The following is a 13,322-nucleotide window of genomic DNA, read 5'->3' on the forward strand; positions in this document are numbered from 1 at the left end:
ATGGCGCCTGGAGCACTATGGAAAACTTCGGTTTTGATCCGTCTCAAGGGCGCAGCACCTCCAATCAGGCGCTGACCCGCGCCACCTTGCTGGGTTGCTCGGGGCTGCTGCTGGCGCTGTTTCTCTTCACCGGTGTGTTGCTGGTATACATCGCCCTCGACCAGAACCTCGAGGCCGAGCAGCACAACCGCCTGGACATCGACAAGGCCCTGCAATCCTTTGCCGGCAATGCCCGCACCACCCTCAAGGACTACGCCCTCTGGGGCGATGCCTACCAGCACCTGCACCTTAAGGTCGACCTGGACTGGGCCTTCACCCGGCAGAATTTCGGCCCCACGCTGTACCGCGACCTGGGCTTTGACGGGGTGTTCGTGATCAACCCGGCCGGCCACACCGTGTACTCCCTGGTGGCCGGCGACCTCAGCGAGATGGATGCCCGCGACTGGCTGGGCGAGGCGTTGCCGCCCCTGGTCAGCGCAGCGCGGGAGGCCGGCGGCAAGGTGGTGGACCGTTACCAGTCGATTGCCGGCACCCCGGCGCTGGTGCTCGCCGCTGTCATAGGCCCGGGCAACGACCCGCAAGTGCGCCCTGATGCCGGGCCGCAGTCGGTGCTGATCTTCGTCGCCCGTTTCGACCCGCCGCGGTTACTGGCCCTGGGCCAAGGCCTGGACATCGAGCATCTGCAGGTGGCCCGTGCCGCCACGGACCAGAGCTTGCCGACCCTGGACTTGCCCGACGGCGCCGGAACCCTGCAATGGCGGCCGGCGCGCCCCGGGCACCAGTTGCTGGTGCTGGTGATGCCGCTGTTGCTCCTGGCCGGCCTGCTGGTGGGCTTGATGGCGGTGTTCCTGTTGCGCCGCGCCGATGCTGCAGCGCAGGTCATGGACCGGCAGGTCCAGGCGCTGCGCGCCAACCGCTGGGCCCTGGCCGCGAGCGAGGAGCGTTTTCGCGATGTGGCTGAAGCTGCGTCCGACTGGATCTGGGAAGTCGACGGGCAGCTGTGCTTTACCTACCTGTCCGAACGTTTCGAGGCGGTCACCGGGTTGACCCGTGAGTCGACCCTGGGGCGGCCGATGACCGAGCTGCTGAGCTGCGAACAGGGTTCGCTGGGCCAGTGGCTGGCGGCCCCGGAGCGGCGTTCCCAGGCGATCCAGCAGTGCCTGTACCGGGATGGCCAGGGGCAGTCGCGAGTCTGTCGCCTGTCGGTGCGGGCCATGGCCGCCGGGGGCTTTCGCGGCACCGCCAGTGATATCACCGAGGAGGTCGCGGCTCGAAGGCGGGTCGAGTACCTGTCCCAGCACGATGCCTTGACCGGCCTTGCCAACCGCACCCGCATGCAGGAGTTTCTCGAAGGCCGGCTGCAGGCCCCGCCGACCCTGCAGGAACCCCTGCTGATGCTCAGCGTCGACCTGGACCGGTTCAAACCGGTGAACGACCTGCTGGGGCACGCCGCTGGCGACCAGGTGCTGCACGAGGTGTCCCAGCGCCTGGCCCAGTGCCTGCGCAGCGAGGACCTGGTGGCCCGGGTCGGCGGCGACGAGTTTGTCCTGGTGGTCACCGGCCAGGTGGCCGGCCACGAGATCGAAGGCTTGTGCCGGCGCCTGATCGAGCGGCTCGAGGAACCGTTCTATATCGCCGGGCACGAGGTCTTCATCAGCGCCAGCATCGGCATTGCCCGGGCCCCGGGCGACGCCTCCCAGGCCGAAGAGCTGCTGCGCTTTGCCGACATCGCCCTGTACGAGGCGAAAGCGGCGGGGCGCAGCACCTGGCGTTTCTATGCGCCCTACATGAATGTGCGGATCATCGAACGGCGGCGCCTGGAGCGTGACCTGCGCCATGCCATCGAGCAGGACCAGCTGCTCCTGCATTTCCAACCGCGCTACCGCGTGTTCGATGGCCAATTGATGGGCGCCGAGGCCCTGGTGCGCTGGCAGCACCCCCAGCATGGCTTGCTGGGGCCGGACGTGTTCGTGCCGATTGCCGAGGACACCGGGTTGATCCTGCCGCTGAGCAACTGGGTACTGCACGCAGCCTGTCGTGCGGCGCGAGCCTGGCCGGAAGGCCGACTGCTGGTGGTCAAGCTGTCACCGGCGGAATTCCTGCGCGGCCAGTTGGTGGCGCGGATCGCGGCGGTGCTCAAGCAGAGCGGCCTGGAGCCGTCACGCCTGGAGCTGGAAATGACCGACAAGGTGCTGCTGGACGACAGCCGCCACGTGCTCACCATCATGCAGGGGCTCAAGGCGCTGGGGGTGCAGTTGCTGATCGACGATTTCGGCACCGGCTACTCGGCGCTGCAGTACCTGCAGACCTTCCCCCTGGATGGCCTGAAGATCGACAGCAGCTTCATCGCCCGGCTCAACCACAACGATGCCGGGCGCTCCATTGTCGAGGCGATTGTCGACCTGGGGCATGCATTGTCCTTGCGGGTGGTCGCCGAGGGGGTGCAGACCGCGGCGCAGTTCGGGGTCTTGCGCGACATTCAGTGCGATGAGGTGCAGGGCCCGCACCTGAGCCCGCCGCTGGACCAGGAGGCTCTGCTGGAACTCTATGGCGAAGCCGCCCGGGCCTCGCGCCCGATCACCTGAGCCTGTGTTTCAGGGCAGGTGGTCGGCGGCGAAGTCGGCCTCCGAGCGCGCTTGCAGGCGGCCTTTGCGGCAGGCCTGCTGGAAACGCTCGAAATCCCGTTCGTTCTGCGTGGCATAGGCCTGGGCGTAGTGCCACAGGGCTTCGGCCAGGGTTTCGCTCTTACCGATGTACCCGCTGATCCGCGCGGCCTGGCCCGAAGCCTTGGCGTGGGCTCGGGCCAGGGCCCGGCCGCAGATCCTGGCATAGGCGGCGAAGGTGTCCTCGTCGAAGGTCTCAAGTTCCGCCGAGACCTTCATGTCGCGCAGTTGGCGCACATAGAAATGACGGCCGTTGGGGCCGGTGGTCCAGCCCAGGAACAGATCGCTGGCGGACTGCATCAGGCGCTGGCCTTCCACCACCCGCTGGCCGTTGTGCCTTGGCTTTGAGCGTTCGCGCACATAGTCGGCGAGCACCGAGCGCCGGGCTTCCTTGAATTGCAGGAACAGGGGCCGCTGCTGGGCGTCGGTGAGCAGCGCCACCAGGCAGCGGGTGCCGACGCTGCCAACCCCCACCACCTTGAAGGCCAGGTCGCAGGGCTGGAACCGTGCCAGCAGGTCGCGGCGGTCGGCCTGCAGGGTGCCGCGATAGTCGCGCATGAAGGTGTCGTACAGCGGCCGCCAGTCTTCCAGGCGCATCCAGTCATCGTCGGGGTCCAGCAGGCTGGTGGTGTTGTGCAGGTGGAAGATTTCCGGCAGGTCGTCGCGAATCAGCAGGCGGCCCCGGGCGTCGCGCTCGCTGATCTTGGGCAGGAGCTCGGCATGGGTGCGCCGGGCGGCCTTGTCGATGGCCCGTTGCACATGCTCCAGGGTGTCGCTGTTGGAGCGCGCCTGGTGCAGCAGGTCTTCGTAGGTCAGGGCGTCGTACCAGATCTCCAGGGCGCTTTGCCCGGCGCAGGTGGCCATGCTGCGCTGATAGGCGCCCACCAGTTCGCGGCACAGTGCCTCTTCGACCCCCGGGCCGTGGCGCAGGTGCCGGGCGGCAATCAGGAAGCTCGCCACCAGGCGCTTGAGGTCCCACTCCCAGGGGCCGGGATGGACCTCGTCGAAGTCGTTGACGCTGAACAGCAGGTTGCGCTCGGGGGTGGCAAAGCCGCCGAAGTTCATCAGGTGGCAGTCGCCACAGATGGTCGAGCGCAGGCCCATGTCCGGGGTGCTGGCCAGGTCGTGGGCCTGGAGCAGGGCGTTGCCACGGTAGAAGGTGAAGGGCGACACCAGCATGCGCCCGTAGCGCAGTGCCACCAGGGACTGGACCCGGCCCTGGCTGGAGGCCTCGATCAACGGCAAGGGGTCGCGCTTGATCTGCCCGGGATCGGAATGGGAGCTGCGGGGGCAGTCCTTGCGGGCTTGCTTGCCGAGCTTGATCGAATCGTCGGGGCGGTTCATGGACAGCTCCTGTACCAGGCCTTAGCGGTAGGGGGGAGGTTTGGCTAGGGTTGTGCGGGCAACTCCTGACGCGCCTGCCGGATCGGCAGTTCCACGCGAAAGGTGCTGCCGACGCCGGGCTGGCTCTGCACGCTGATCTGCCCGCCGTGCTTCTTGACGATGCCGTAGGACAGCGACAGGCCCAGGCCGGTCCCCTGGCCCACCGGCTTGGTGGTGAAGAAGGGGTCGAAGATCTTGGCCAGGTGCTCCTGGTCGATGCCGCAGCCGCTGTCGCTGACCTCCAGCCAGACCCGCTCGCCGTCCACGCCGTTGCGCAGGGTAATGGTGCCGCGCTCGGGGCCTATGGCCTGCGCCGCGTTGACCACCAGGTTCATCACCACTTGATTGAGTTGGGAGGGCAGGCATTCGATATCCGGCAACGGCTGGTAGTCGGTGACCAGGTCGGCCTTGTACTTGAGTTCGTTGGCAACGATGTTCAGGGTCGAGTCGATGCCCTGTTGCAGGCTCGCCAGCTGCCATTGCTGGTCGCTGTCGACCCGGGAGAAGTTCTTCAGGTCCTTGACGATCTGCGCCACCCGGCCGATGCCTTCCTTGGACTCCCTGATCAGTACCGGAATGTCCTGCTGGAGGAAGTCCAGGTCGATGCTCCCGCGCAGGCTCTGCAGGTGCTTGCGCAGTTCCGGCGCGGCGATGGCTTCTTCGGCCTGGCGATAGGCGCTGAGCATCTGGTCGAGCTGCTGCAGGTAGCCTGCCAGGCTGCCGAGGTTGGAGGACACGAAACCGATGGGGTTGTTGATTTCGTGGGCGACCCCGGCGGCCAGTTGTCCGAGGGAGGCCAGTTTTTCCGATTGCACCAGCTGGTTTTCCAACTGCTTGCGTTCGTCGATCTCCAGTTGCAGCGCTGCCCCGGCCTGCCTCAGGTCTTCGGTGCGCTGCTGCACCAGGTGCTCCAGGTGATGCATTTGCAAAAGCGCGCGGGCGGTCATTTCCCACTTGCTGGTCAGGGTGTTGGCCATCTGCTGGACTTCGATGTTGTCAAAGGGCTTCTTCAGGATCAGCAGGCGATGATGACCCTGCAGGCGCTCCAGCAGCTCTTCCCAGGAATAGTCGGAGTAGGCGGTGCACACCACCACCTGTAGCCGCGGGTCCTGTTGCCAGAGGCGTTCGATGGTCTGCGCGCCGTCCCAGCCCTGGGGCATGCGCATGTCGACAAACGCCAGGGCATAGGGACGCTGCCGCTCCTGGGCCTGGCAGACCATGGCCAGGCCTTCCTCGCCGCCGTAGGCCGAATCCAGTTCGAAAGGCTGTTGCCGGGGCTTGGCCGTGGCGCCGAACAGCTGTGCCTCCAGGTCATCCAGGCCGTTGTCGTCTGCCTCGGGCGGGGTGAGGATCTTGCGAAAGTCCTCGTGGATCGACGGGGTATCGTCGATCAGCAGGATCCGGCGATTGTTCAACTGGTCCATCATGGGTCCTCTGCGCTGATCAGCGGGATGTCCAGAGTGAAGGTGGCACCCAGGCCGGGGCCATCACTGTGCACATTCAATTGTCCACCCATCTCCATGGCCGCCAGGGCGCAGCTATGCAAGCCGAAGCCATGGCCGTCCTTGCGGGTGGTGAAGCCGTGGGAAAAAATTCGCGTCAGGTTCTCCGCGGGGATGCCTTCGCCTTCATCCTTGACGCTGATGCTCAGGGTCTGGCCGTCCAGCACTCTGGCGCTCAGGGTCAGGGTCCGCGAGTGATCATCGAGGTTGGACATGGCGTACTTGGCGTTGCTGATCAGGTTGATCAGGATCAGCAGCATGCGGTGCTTGTCGCCCATCACCGGGGGCAGCGGACCATAGTCCTTGACCACCGTGACCTGATGCCGGGCCAGGGCGCCGGAGTTCATGCGCAGGGCGTCTTCGATCAGCTCGGCGACCCGCAGGGGTTCTATCAGCCGTGAGGCTCCGGCATAGGATTGCTGGGTGGCGACGATTTCCTTGATGTGGTCGACGCTGCGGGCCAACTGAGCCAGTTCTTCGCCCATGCCCTGCTGCTCGGTGGCTATGGCTTCGACCAATTGATTGAGGTAGCCGGGGAGCAGCTTGCCTTTGTCGTCTTCGGTGAAAAAACGCCCCAGGTCATCCTGGTGCTGGTTGATCAACTGCATGGCCTTGCCCAGCCCTTGTGCCTTGCTGGAGCGCAGGGTGCGGCTGAGCACTTCGCTGCAGATATTCACGCTGTTGAGTACGTTGCCCACGTTGTGCAGGACGTTGGTCGCAATTTCCGCCATGCCAGCCTGGCGGGCGCTGTCCATGAGTTCGCTCTGGGCTTCCTTGAGCTCCCGGGTGCGTTCCTCGACCCGGTGTTCCAGGTGCTCGTTGGCGCTCTGCAGGGCCGTGTTCACCCGGCGGATGACCGCGTAGCTGCGTACCAGCCTGACGGCCAGGTAGAGAATCAGTATCACCAGCAAGGCGGCAAAGAGCAGCAGGTACTGGTGGGCCTTCTGGTCCTGCAGGTCGGACTGCGACTGATCGGCGTTGAGCAGATGGGTGATTTCGTCCAGGCGCTGGGCGATGGGGATCGAGGTGATGCGCTCCAGCAGTTCGTTGACCACCGGCTGCTCCCGCAGAATCACCGAGACGTGGTTGCTGAGGATCTCCACCGGCTCATGCATGGGTTCGGGCAGGCGCTCCTTGTTGACCGCCAGTTTGTTCAGCCCCACCAGGATGTCTGCGGCCCGGTCGTCGCTGGAAACCTGGGCGAACTCCAGGCTGCTGAGCAGCAGGTCATAGGTATCGATGGCAATGGTCTGCTCTGACAGCCGCGCCTGGTCGTCAAGGCCGGCCAGGCGGCGCTGGATATCGTCTTCGGCAGTGGGCAGGAACGCCAGGGAGTTGCGCAGCACCGCGTTGTGGGTCTTGAAACGCTCCACCAGGCCGGCCTTTTCCTGGAAGGCCTCGATGAACGCCTGGTGGCCGGCCGTCCAGGCGGCCGGGTCATTGTGGTTCTGTTGTGAAAGCTGATCGAAGCGGTTCCACAGCTGGTTGATCTCTTGCACCGGCATGACCAGTGGATCGTAGTCGTGGGTGATGGCGATCCGAGCCTTGAGCACCTCGGTTTCCCATTGGGCATTCAACTGCTTGATATGGCTGATCAGGTCCCGCGCCAGTACGTAGTTCGAGGGCTGGCCGACCACCGTCTTGAAGTAGAGAAAGGCCAGCCCCAGCACCAGGCTCAGGGTCAGTAGCGACAGCAGCATGATCGGCAGGCGTCGGGACAGCTTCATAAGGGCTTGCCCTGCCATTCGCCGGTCAGGGTCTTGAGAAACTTGACGATCAGGCTGATGTCCTGGGTATTGGGCGGGCGCCCCAGCTGATACTTGAACATGACTTCCACTGCCTGCTCCAGGGTCGGCGCCGAACCATCGTGGAAGTAGGGCGCAGTCACTGCGACATTGCGCAGGCTGGGCACCTTGAACACGTTGCGGTCCTGTTCGTCGCCGGTGATCAGGAAGCGCCCCAGGTCGGCGTCGGTGGGGTTGCCGCGGGCAGCGAAGTAGTCGCCCATCACGCCGAACTTCTGAAACATGTTGCCGCCGATATTGACCCCCTGGTGGCAGGCGATGCAGCCGTAATCCTTGAAGCGCTGGTAACCGTATTTTTCTTCCAGGCTGAGGATGTCGGTATTGCCTTGCAGGTACTGGTCGAACCGCGAGTTGGCGCTGAGCAAGGTCTTTTCATAGGTGGCCAGGGCATTTTGCACGTTGGCTGCGGTGATACCGTCCGGGTACAGGGCACCGAAGGACTTCTGGTAGGCGCTGTCATCGCTCAAGGTGCGGATCAGCGCCGGCCAGGTGTTGCCCATCTCGCTGGGGCTTTGCACGACGTTGTCGATCTGCGCTTCCAGGGATTCGACGCGCCCGTCCCAGAACTGCCGGAAATTCAGCGCGGCATTGAATACGCTGGGGGTGTTGACCCGGGTGAGCTGCCCCTTGAAACCCGGCGATTTTGCCTGGGAGTCGGCCCCGCCCTGGTCCAGCCGGTGGCAGCTGGCACAGGACAGGCTGTGGTCCTGGGACAGGCGCGGTTCGTTGAACAGCTGGCGCCCGAGCTCGACCCGCTGGGGGTCGAGTGCCGGCGGTGCGGGCAACGGCTTGAGCGGTTCGTCCAGGGGCGCGGTGAAAGCGCTCGGGCTGGTGGCGCCCAGCCCTGTCCAGAGCAGCAGGAGCAGTACCCGTGCGCGGCGGCGCGGCGGATGGCGCGGTTGTTCAGTGGTCATGGTCCGTAACCTGGAACTGCGGCCTGTGCTTGCCCAGCAGGCGAGCGAAGTCTTCGGCGGGCAGGGCCTTGCTGAAGTAGTAGCCCTGGGCTTCCTCGCAGCCTTGCTGCTGGAGAAAGGTCAGTTGCTGGTGCGTCTCCACCCCTTCGGCGATGACCTTCAGGTTCAGGCTGCGCCCCAGGTTGATGATGGCGCTGACCAGTACGGCGTCCTTGTGTTCGTGGCTCAGGCCGTGGATGAAGGATTGGTCGATCTTGAGCACATCCACGGGAAACTTGCGCAGGTAGCTCAGGCTCGAATAGCCGGTACCGAAATCATCGACGGCCAGGCGCACGCCCAGGGCCTTGATCGCCAGCAGGGTAGCCAGCGTGACCTCGACGTTCTGCAGCAGTACGCCTTCGGTGATTTCCAGTTCCAGCCAGGCCGGGTCCAGGGCGTTGTCGCTGAGCGCGTCGCGCAGTTGCTGGAGCAGTTGCGGCTGTCTGAAGTCAGCCGCCGACAGGTTGATGGACAACGGTACAGGGGGCAGGCCGGCGTTCTGCCAGGCCCGGCACTGGCGAGTGGCTTCCCTCAGGACCCATTGGCTGATGCGGGTGATCAAGCCGCTGTCTTCGGCCACTGGAATGAACTGCTCGGGGCTGATCCAGCCCTGTTGCGGGTGTTGCCAGCGAATCAGCGCTTCAGCGCCTACCACATTGCCCGAGGCCAGGTGGATTTTCGGCTGGTAATGCAGGTGGAACTCCCCGCGTTCCAGGGCCTGGAGAATCCCCGATTCCAGGTATTGCTGCTCCCGGGCCCGGTGCGTCATGTCATCGGTGAAGAAACAGTAGCTGCCCGGTGCCTGCTCCTTGCTGGTGTGCATGGCCATCTCGGCTTTCTTGATCAGCGCCAGGGCATCCTGGCCATCTTCGGGGTACAGGCTGATGCCCAGGCTGGCCGTCACCTGCAGGTCGTGCCCGGCGATGTCATCGAACTGGCTCACGGTGGCCAGCAGCTTTTGCGCAAGCGCGCGTATCTGTGCCGGATGCTGCTGGTCATGGAGCACCACCACGAACTCGTCGGAGCCGTAGCGAAACAGCGAGTCCGACTCGCGCATGCCTTGTTCCAGGCGCCGGGCGATTCTCTTGAGCAACTCGTCCCCGGCCGGGTATCCCAGGGCATGGTTGATCCGCTTGAACCGGTCCAGGCCGAAGAACATCACCGCCAGCCGCTGCTCATAACGGCGGGCCCGTGCCATGGCCTGGCCCAGGCGGTCCCCCAGCAAGGTGCTGGAGGGCAGGCCGGTGAGCACGTCGTAGTGCAGCAGGTGGGAGACCTTGAGCAGTTCGGCCACCCGTCTTTCGATGGTCTGTTGCAGGTCGTCGAGTTTCTGCCGGGCGTCCTGTGCCATCTGCCACTTCCAGGTCAGCGCGCTGGCCATCTGGCGGATTTCCAGGCTGTCGAAGGGTTTTTTCAGGATCAGCAACTGGTCGCCGAATGCCAGGCGTTGCGCCATGGCTTCCCAGGAATAGTCGGAATAGGCGGTGCACAGGGCGATCTGCAGGTCCGGGTCGGCGTTCCACAAGCGCTCGATGGTTTCCAGGCCATCCCAGCCGGGGGGCATGCGCATGTCGATGAACGCCATGGCATAGGGCAGGCCCAGGGCCAGGGACGCTTCGACCCGGGCCAGGGCCTCTTGGCCCTGGAACGCCGAGTCGAGGCAGAAGGGCGCTAGCTGCGCTGGCGTCGTGGCGTGGCCGAACAACTGTTGCTCGGCCAGGCTCAGGTCCGGGGCTTGGCGCGGCGCCAGGATCTTGTGGAAATCCTCATGGATTGCCGGGCTGTCATCGACAATCAGGATCCGTCGGTTGGCCCGCTCTGGGGGCTGGTCCGAGGCGTCTTGTGCCTTTGTCTGTGCGTCACTGCCAGCGTCCATAGACCTTCCCTAGTACCCTGAGCCCGCCTTGCAACGTTGTCAGCATAGTCATTGCGCAGCGCCGCGGCTGACGAATTTATTTCGCGGGGGGCAATGGCGTGAAAATAAAAAACTCATCTAGGATTGTCTGGGAAAAACCGCCGCTGCCGAGCCGTCCGTGAGCACGGAGCGGGGCAGCCTATGCCGCACAGGGAGAGCCCCATGGAAGATCCGCAGCCGGTTGAGCCGGGTAGGCGTCCACGTGTGTTGCTGGTGGACGACGAGGAGTCGATTCTCAACAGCCTCAAGCGCCTGCTGCGTCCCGAGCCCTATGAAGTGCTGCTGGCCAACAGCGGCGCCAGAGCGCTGGAGATCCTCGCCGAAGGCCCCGTCGACCTGGTGATGAGCGACGCGCGCATGCCCGGCATGGACGGCGCGACCCTGCTGGCCCGGGTGCGGGAGAAGTACCCGGCGGTGCGGCGAATCCTGCTCACCGGTTATGCCGATCTGAACACCATCATCAAGGCCGTCAACGACGGGCAGATCCACCAGTACCTGAGCAAGCCCTGGAATGACGAAGAGCTGCTGCTGATTCTGCGCCAGACCCTGGAGCACCAGTTCGCCGAGCGTGAGCTCAAGCGTTTGCAGCAGTTGGTCCTGGAGCAGAACCAGCAACTCAAGGCCAGCAACGCCAGCCTGGAACGGCATGTGGCCTCGCGGACCGCGGAGCTGCAGCAGACTGCCGACATGCTCGACCTGGCCTACGAAGAGCTCAAGCACAGCTATGTGACCGCCACCGAGGTGTTTTCGCTGCTGGCCAACCTGCGGCTGCCCGCGGACAAGCAAACCAACCGCAAGATCATCGAACTGGTGCGTGCCTGCTGCAAAAGGCACGGCCTGGACGAGGCCAGCAGCCGCGACCTGACCATGGCGGCGGCCCTGTACAACATCGGCAAGTTGAGCTGGAGCGATGCCATGCTGCTGGCGCCGGCGGACTTGTTGCGCCATACCGATCAGGCGCGCTACCGCGCCTACCCCGAGCAGAGCGAATCGGTGCTGATGGCACTGGAACCGATGCAGGATGCCGCGCGGCTGATCCTTCATCACCAGGAGCGCTGGGACGGCAGCGGCTTTCCCCAGCGCCTCAAGGGCGAGGCGATTCCCTGGGGCTCCCGGCTGTTGAAGCTGGCGGTGGATTTCATCGAGTTGCAGTGCGGGCTGATTCTGGAGCGGCACATGAACAGCGATGAAGCCCTACTGTTCATTCGCAAGTACGCGGGCCGCCTGTACGACCCGAATCTGGTGGAAGACTTTGTCCAGGTCTGTGCCGCCTACCAGAGCGATGTCACCGTCGATGATCCGACGGTCAAGGTCCTGGGAACCCGGGAGCTGCAGGCCGGGATGGTCCTGCGGCGCAACCTGAATGCCGACAACGGCATGTTGCTGCTCAATGCCGGCAAGGTGCTCAGCGAACCGCTGGTGCAGAAACTGATCGCCTTCGAAGCCATGGAAGGGGCCCGCTACAGCATCTTCGTCAGCGTTCCTGACGCCTGAGTGGTGTGTGCGGTCCGTCGTGCTTGCCCGGTGCCGCAGTGATCCGTCATATTTTGCCCCCCGCGTAGTGGGCGCCATGAGGTGCTCCGGGCGATTTCGGATCGCGGCGGATGACCCTGGAGCGAACCCATGGATATACCAACCCTGCTGCTGTACATCGTCACCGTCAGCGCGGTGATGATTACCCCCGGCCCCTCGATGTTGCTGGCCTTGAACAATGGCGCGGTGCATGGCATGCGGGTGGCTGGCTGGGGCATCGCCGGCGCGGCGTTGTCCGACCTGCTGCTGATCGGCGCGGTGGGCTGCGGCCTGGGGGCGTTGCTGCAGGCCTCGCAAGAGCTGTTCGTGGTGGTCAAGAGCTGCGGCGCGGCCTATCTGCTGTATCTGGCCTGGGGCTTGTGGCGGGCGCCGACCCGTGCCCTGGCCTGTACGGTGGGCGGGGCCTCGGCCAGCGGCTGGTCGGCGTTTCGCCGGGCGTTGCTGGTGGGGCTGTCAAACCCCAAGGGCCTGCTGTTTTTCTCCGCCTTCGTGCCGCAGTTCGTGCGCCCGGAGCAGCCGGTGGCCGAGCAGTACCTGGTCCTGGCCGTGGTCAGCGCCCTGGTGGACTGCCTGATGATGAGCCTCTATGCCGTGGGTGGCCGGCGGGCCATGGCGCGCTTTTCCGCTCGGGTCATGGGCTGGATCAACCGCAGTTGTGCCGGCCTGCTGGCGGTGCTGGCGCTGGGTGTCGGCCTGTATCGGCGCAGTGAGGGCGCTGCCGCCTAGGGCATTGCCGGGTATTCTCCGGGCCGCTGCCTGACCGGCTTCTGCGGGACACCGGGCAATTGCTGTCATGTTCCGGCAACGCCGGCCTGCCAGAAAGATCAGGTTGTTTTCAATCCGTTCCACCCCGATGGCGGGGCCAGGACGAAGCGCTTTCCCAAGGAGAAGGTCACGATGAGAAAGTTTTTTACCCTGATGGCAGCCCTGGTGCTGACCCTGGGGATGGTGGGCATCAGCGACGCACGTCAGCCCAAGCAGCAGCGCGATTCGGTGGCGGGTACCTTCGACTACTACCTGCTGACCCTGTCCTGGTCGCCGACCTTCTGCCTGATGCACCCGGAAAACGAGCAGTGCACCGGCAAGGGCTACGGTTTTGTCCTGCACGGTCTGTGGCCGCAATACGCCAAGGGTGGCTGGCCCGAGTCCTGCCCACCCCTGACCCAGCTCAATGCCCAGGAGCGGGCCAAGGGCCTGACCCTGTTTCCCACCGCCAAGCTGATGAACCATGAATGGAGCAAGCACGGCACCTGCAGCGGCCTGGGGGCCATGGGGTACCTGGATGCCGCGGACAAGGCCCTGGCCAGGGTACAGATTCCCGAGGCGCTGCAGCCTTCGACCACGGTGCGCTATTTCGAGGCCAGCCAGATTGCCCAGCAGTTTCGCCAGAGCAACCCGGGGGTCGCCGAGAACGGCATCGCCATTTTGTGCAGCGGCCCCGAGCTGTCCGAGGTTCGTGTTTGCCTGACCAAGGACCTGGAGTTCGGCGCCTGTGGCAAAGGCGTGAAGAACCAGTGCCGCGCCGGGCAGATCCGCATTCCGCCCATCCGCTGAAGGCACCTGCAAGA

At 64.9% G+C, this 13,322-nt stretch carries 9 protein-coding genes; 4 read left to right on the plus strand and 5 right to left on the minus strand.

Annotated features, from left to right (window positions below):
* Positions 1–17 precede the first annotated feature (17 nt).
* On the plus strand, positions 18–2,585 hold the full coding sequence (locus tag BLS75_RS02545) for a bifunctional diguanylate cyclase/phosphodiesterase (RefSeq protein ID WP_072450181.1): 2,568 nt from the start codon (positions 18–20) through the stop codon (positions 2,583–2,585).
* 9 nt (positions 2,586–2,594) lie between these two features.
* Here BLS75_RS02545 and BLS75_RS02550 read toward each other — a convergent pair whose 3' ends face one another.
* From BLS75_RS02550 to BLS75_RS02570, 5 genes are read right to left on the minus strand one after another with little or no spacing between them, the layout of a single operon-like run.
* Positions 2,595–4,007 carry a DUF2252 domain-containing protein gene (locus BLS75_RS02550; protein ID WP_072450182.1) on the minus strand — a complete coding sequence of 471 codons (1,413 nt, stop codon included), beginning with the start codon at positions 4,005–4,007 and terminating at the stop codon, positions 2,595–2,597.
* A gap of 44 nt (positions 4,008–4,051) precedes the next feature.
* Positions 4,052–5,470, minus strand: coding sequence for an ATP-binding protein (locus BLS75_RS02555; RefSeq protein WP_072450183.1), 1,419 nt, complete (start codon positions 5,468–5,470; stop codon positions 4,052–4,054).
* The gene (locus BLS75_RS02560; protein WP_072450184.1) at positions 5,470–7,275 is read right to left on the minus strand and encodes a DAHL domain-containing protein; all 1,806 of its coding nucleotides are present in this window, start codon (positions 7,273–7,275) and stop codon (positions 5,470–5,472) included. Before BLS75_RS02560 ends, BLS75_RS02555 begins: the two co-directional genes overlap by 1 nt.
* On the minus strand, positions 7,272–8,267 hold the full coding sequence (locus tag BLS75_RS02565; protein WP_072450185.1) for a cytochrome-c peroxidase: 996 nt from the start codon (positions 8,265–8,267) through the stop codon (positions 7,272–7,274). Before BLS75_RS02565 ends, BLS75_RS02560 begins: the two co-directional genes overlap by 4 nt.
* Positions 8,257–10,182: a GGDEF/EAL domain-containing response regulator gene (locus BLS75_RS02570; protein WP_072450186.1), complete on the minus strand. Its 1,926-nt coding sequence runs from the start codon at positions 10,180–10,182 to the stop codon at positions 8,257–8,259. Before BLS75_RS02570 ends, BLS75_RS02565 begins: the two co-directional genes overlap by 11 nt.
* Before the next feature lie 201 nt (positions 10,183–10,383).
* Between BLS75_RS02570 and BLS75_RS02575 the strand changes: the two genes are divergently transcribed.
* The 3 genes from BLS75_RS02575 (at position 10,384) to BLS75_RS02585 (ending at position 13,308) form a co-directional block, all read left to right on the plus strand.
* Positions 10,384–11,715 carry a response regulator c-di-GMP phosphodiesterase, NosR family gene (locus BLS75_RS02575; protein WP_072450187.1) on the plus strand — a complete coding sequence of 444 codons (1,332 nt, stop codon included), beginning with the start codon at positions 10,384–10,386 and terminating at the stop codon, positions 11,713–11,715.
* 129 nt (positions 11,716–11,844) lie between these two features.
* Positions 11,845–12,480, plus strand: a complete 636-nt coding sequence (locus tag BLS75_RS02580) for a LysE family translocator (protein WP_072450188.1) — start codon at positions 11,845–11,847, stop codon at positions 12,478–12,480.
* 171 nt (positions 12,481–12,651) lie between these two features.
* Positions 12,652–13,308 (plus strand): ribonuclease T2 family protein, encoded by a 657-nt coding sequence (locus BLS75_RS02585; protein ID WP_072450189.1) that lies wholly within the window; start codon positions 12,652–12,654, stop codon positions 13,306–13,308.
* Positions 13,309–13,322 lie beyond the last annotated feature (14 nt).

It is taken from the genome of Pseudomonas sp. NFPP12 (genome assembly GCF_900103205.1).
GTDB classification, from domain to species: Bacteria; Pseudomonadota; Gammaproteobacteria; order Pseudomonadales; family Pseudomonadaceae; genus Aquipseudomonas; species Aquipseudomonas protegens.

Coding starts and splice junctions, on each gene's coding strand:
- BLS75_RS02545 (WP_072450181.1), top strand. CDS start 18: ATGGAAAACTTCGGTTTTGATCCGTCTCAAGGGCGCAGCACCTCCAAT.
- BLS75_RS02550 (WP_072450182.1), bottom strand. CDS start 4,007: ATGAACCGCCCCGACGATTCGATCAAGCTCGGCAAGCAAGCCCGCAAG.
- BLS75_RS02555 (WP_072450183.1), bottom strand. CDS start 5,470: ATGGACCAGTTGAACAATCGCCGGATCCTGCTGATCGACGATACCCCG.
- BLS75_RS02560 (WP_072450184.1), bottom strand. CDS start 7,275: ATGAAGCTGTCCCGACGCCTGCCGATCATGCTGCTGTCGCTACTGACC.
- BLS75_RS02565 (WP_072450185.1), bottom strand. CDS start 8,267: ATGACCACTGAACAACCGCGCCATCCGCCGCGCCGCCGCGCACGGGTA.
- BLS75_RS02570 (WP_072450186.1), bottom strand. CDS start 10,182: ATGGACGCTGGCAGTGACGCACAGACAAAGGCACAAGACGCCTCGGAC.
- BLS75_RS02575 (WP_072450187.1), top strand. CDS start 10,384: ATGGAAGATCCGCAGCCGGTTGAGCCGGGTAGGCGTCCACGTGTGTTG.
- BLS75_RS02580 (WP_072450188.1), top strand. CDS start 11,845: ATGGATATACCAACCCTGCTGCTGTACATCGTCACCGTCAGCGCGGTG.
- BLS75_RS02585 (WP_072450189.1), top strand. CDS start 12,652: ATGAGAAAGTTTTTTACCCTGATGGCAGCCCTGGTGCTGACCCTGGGG.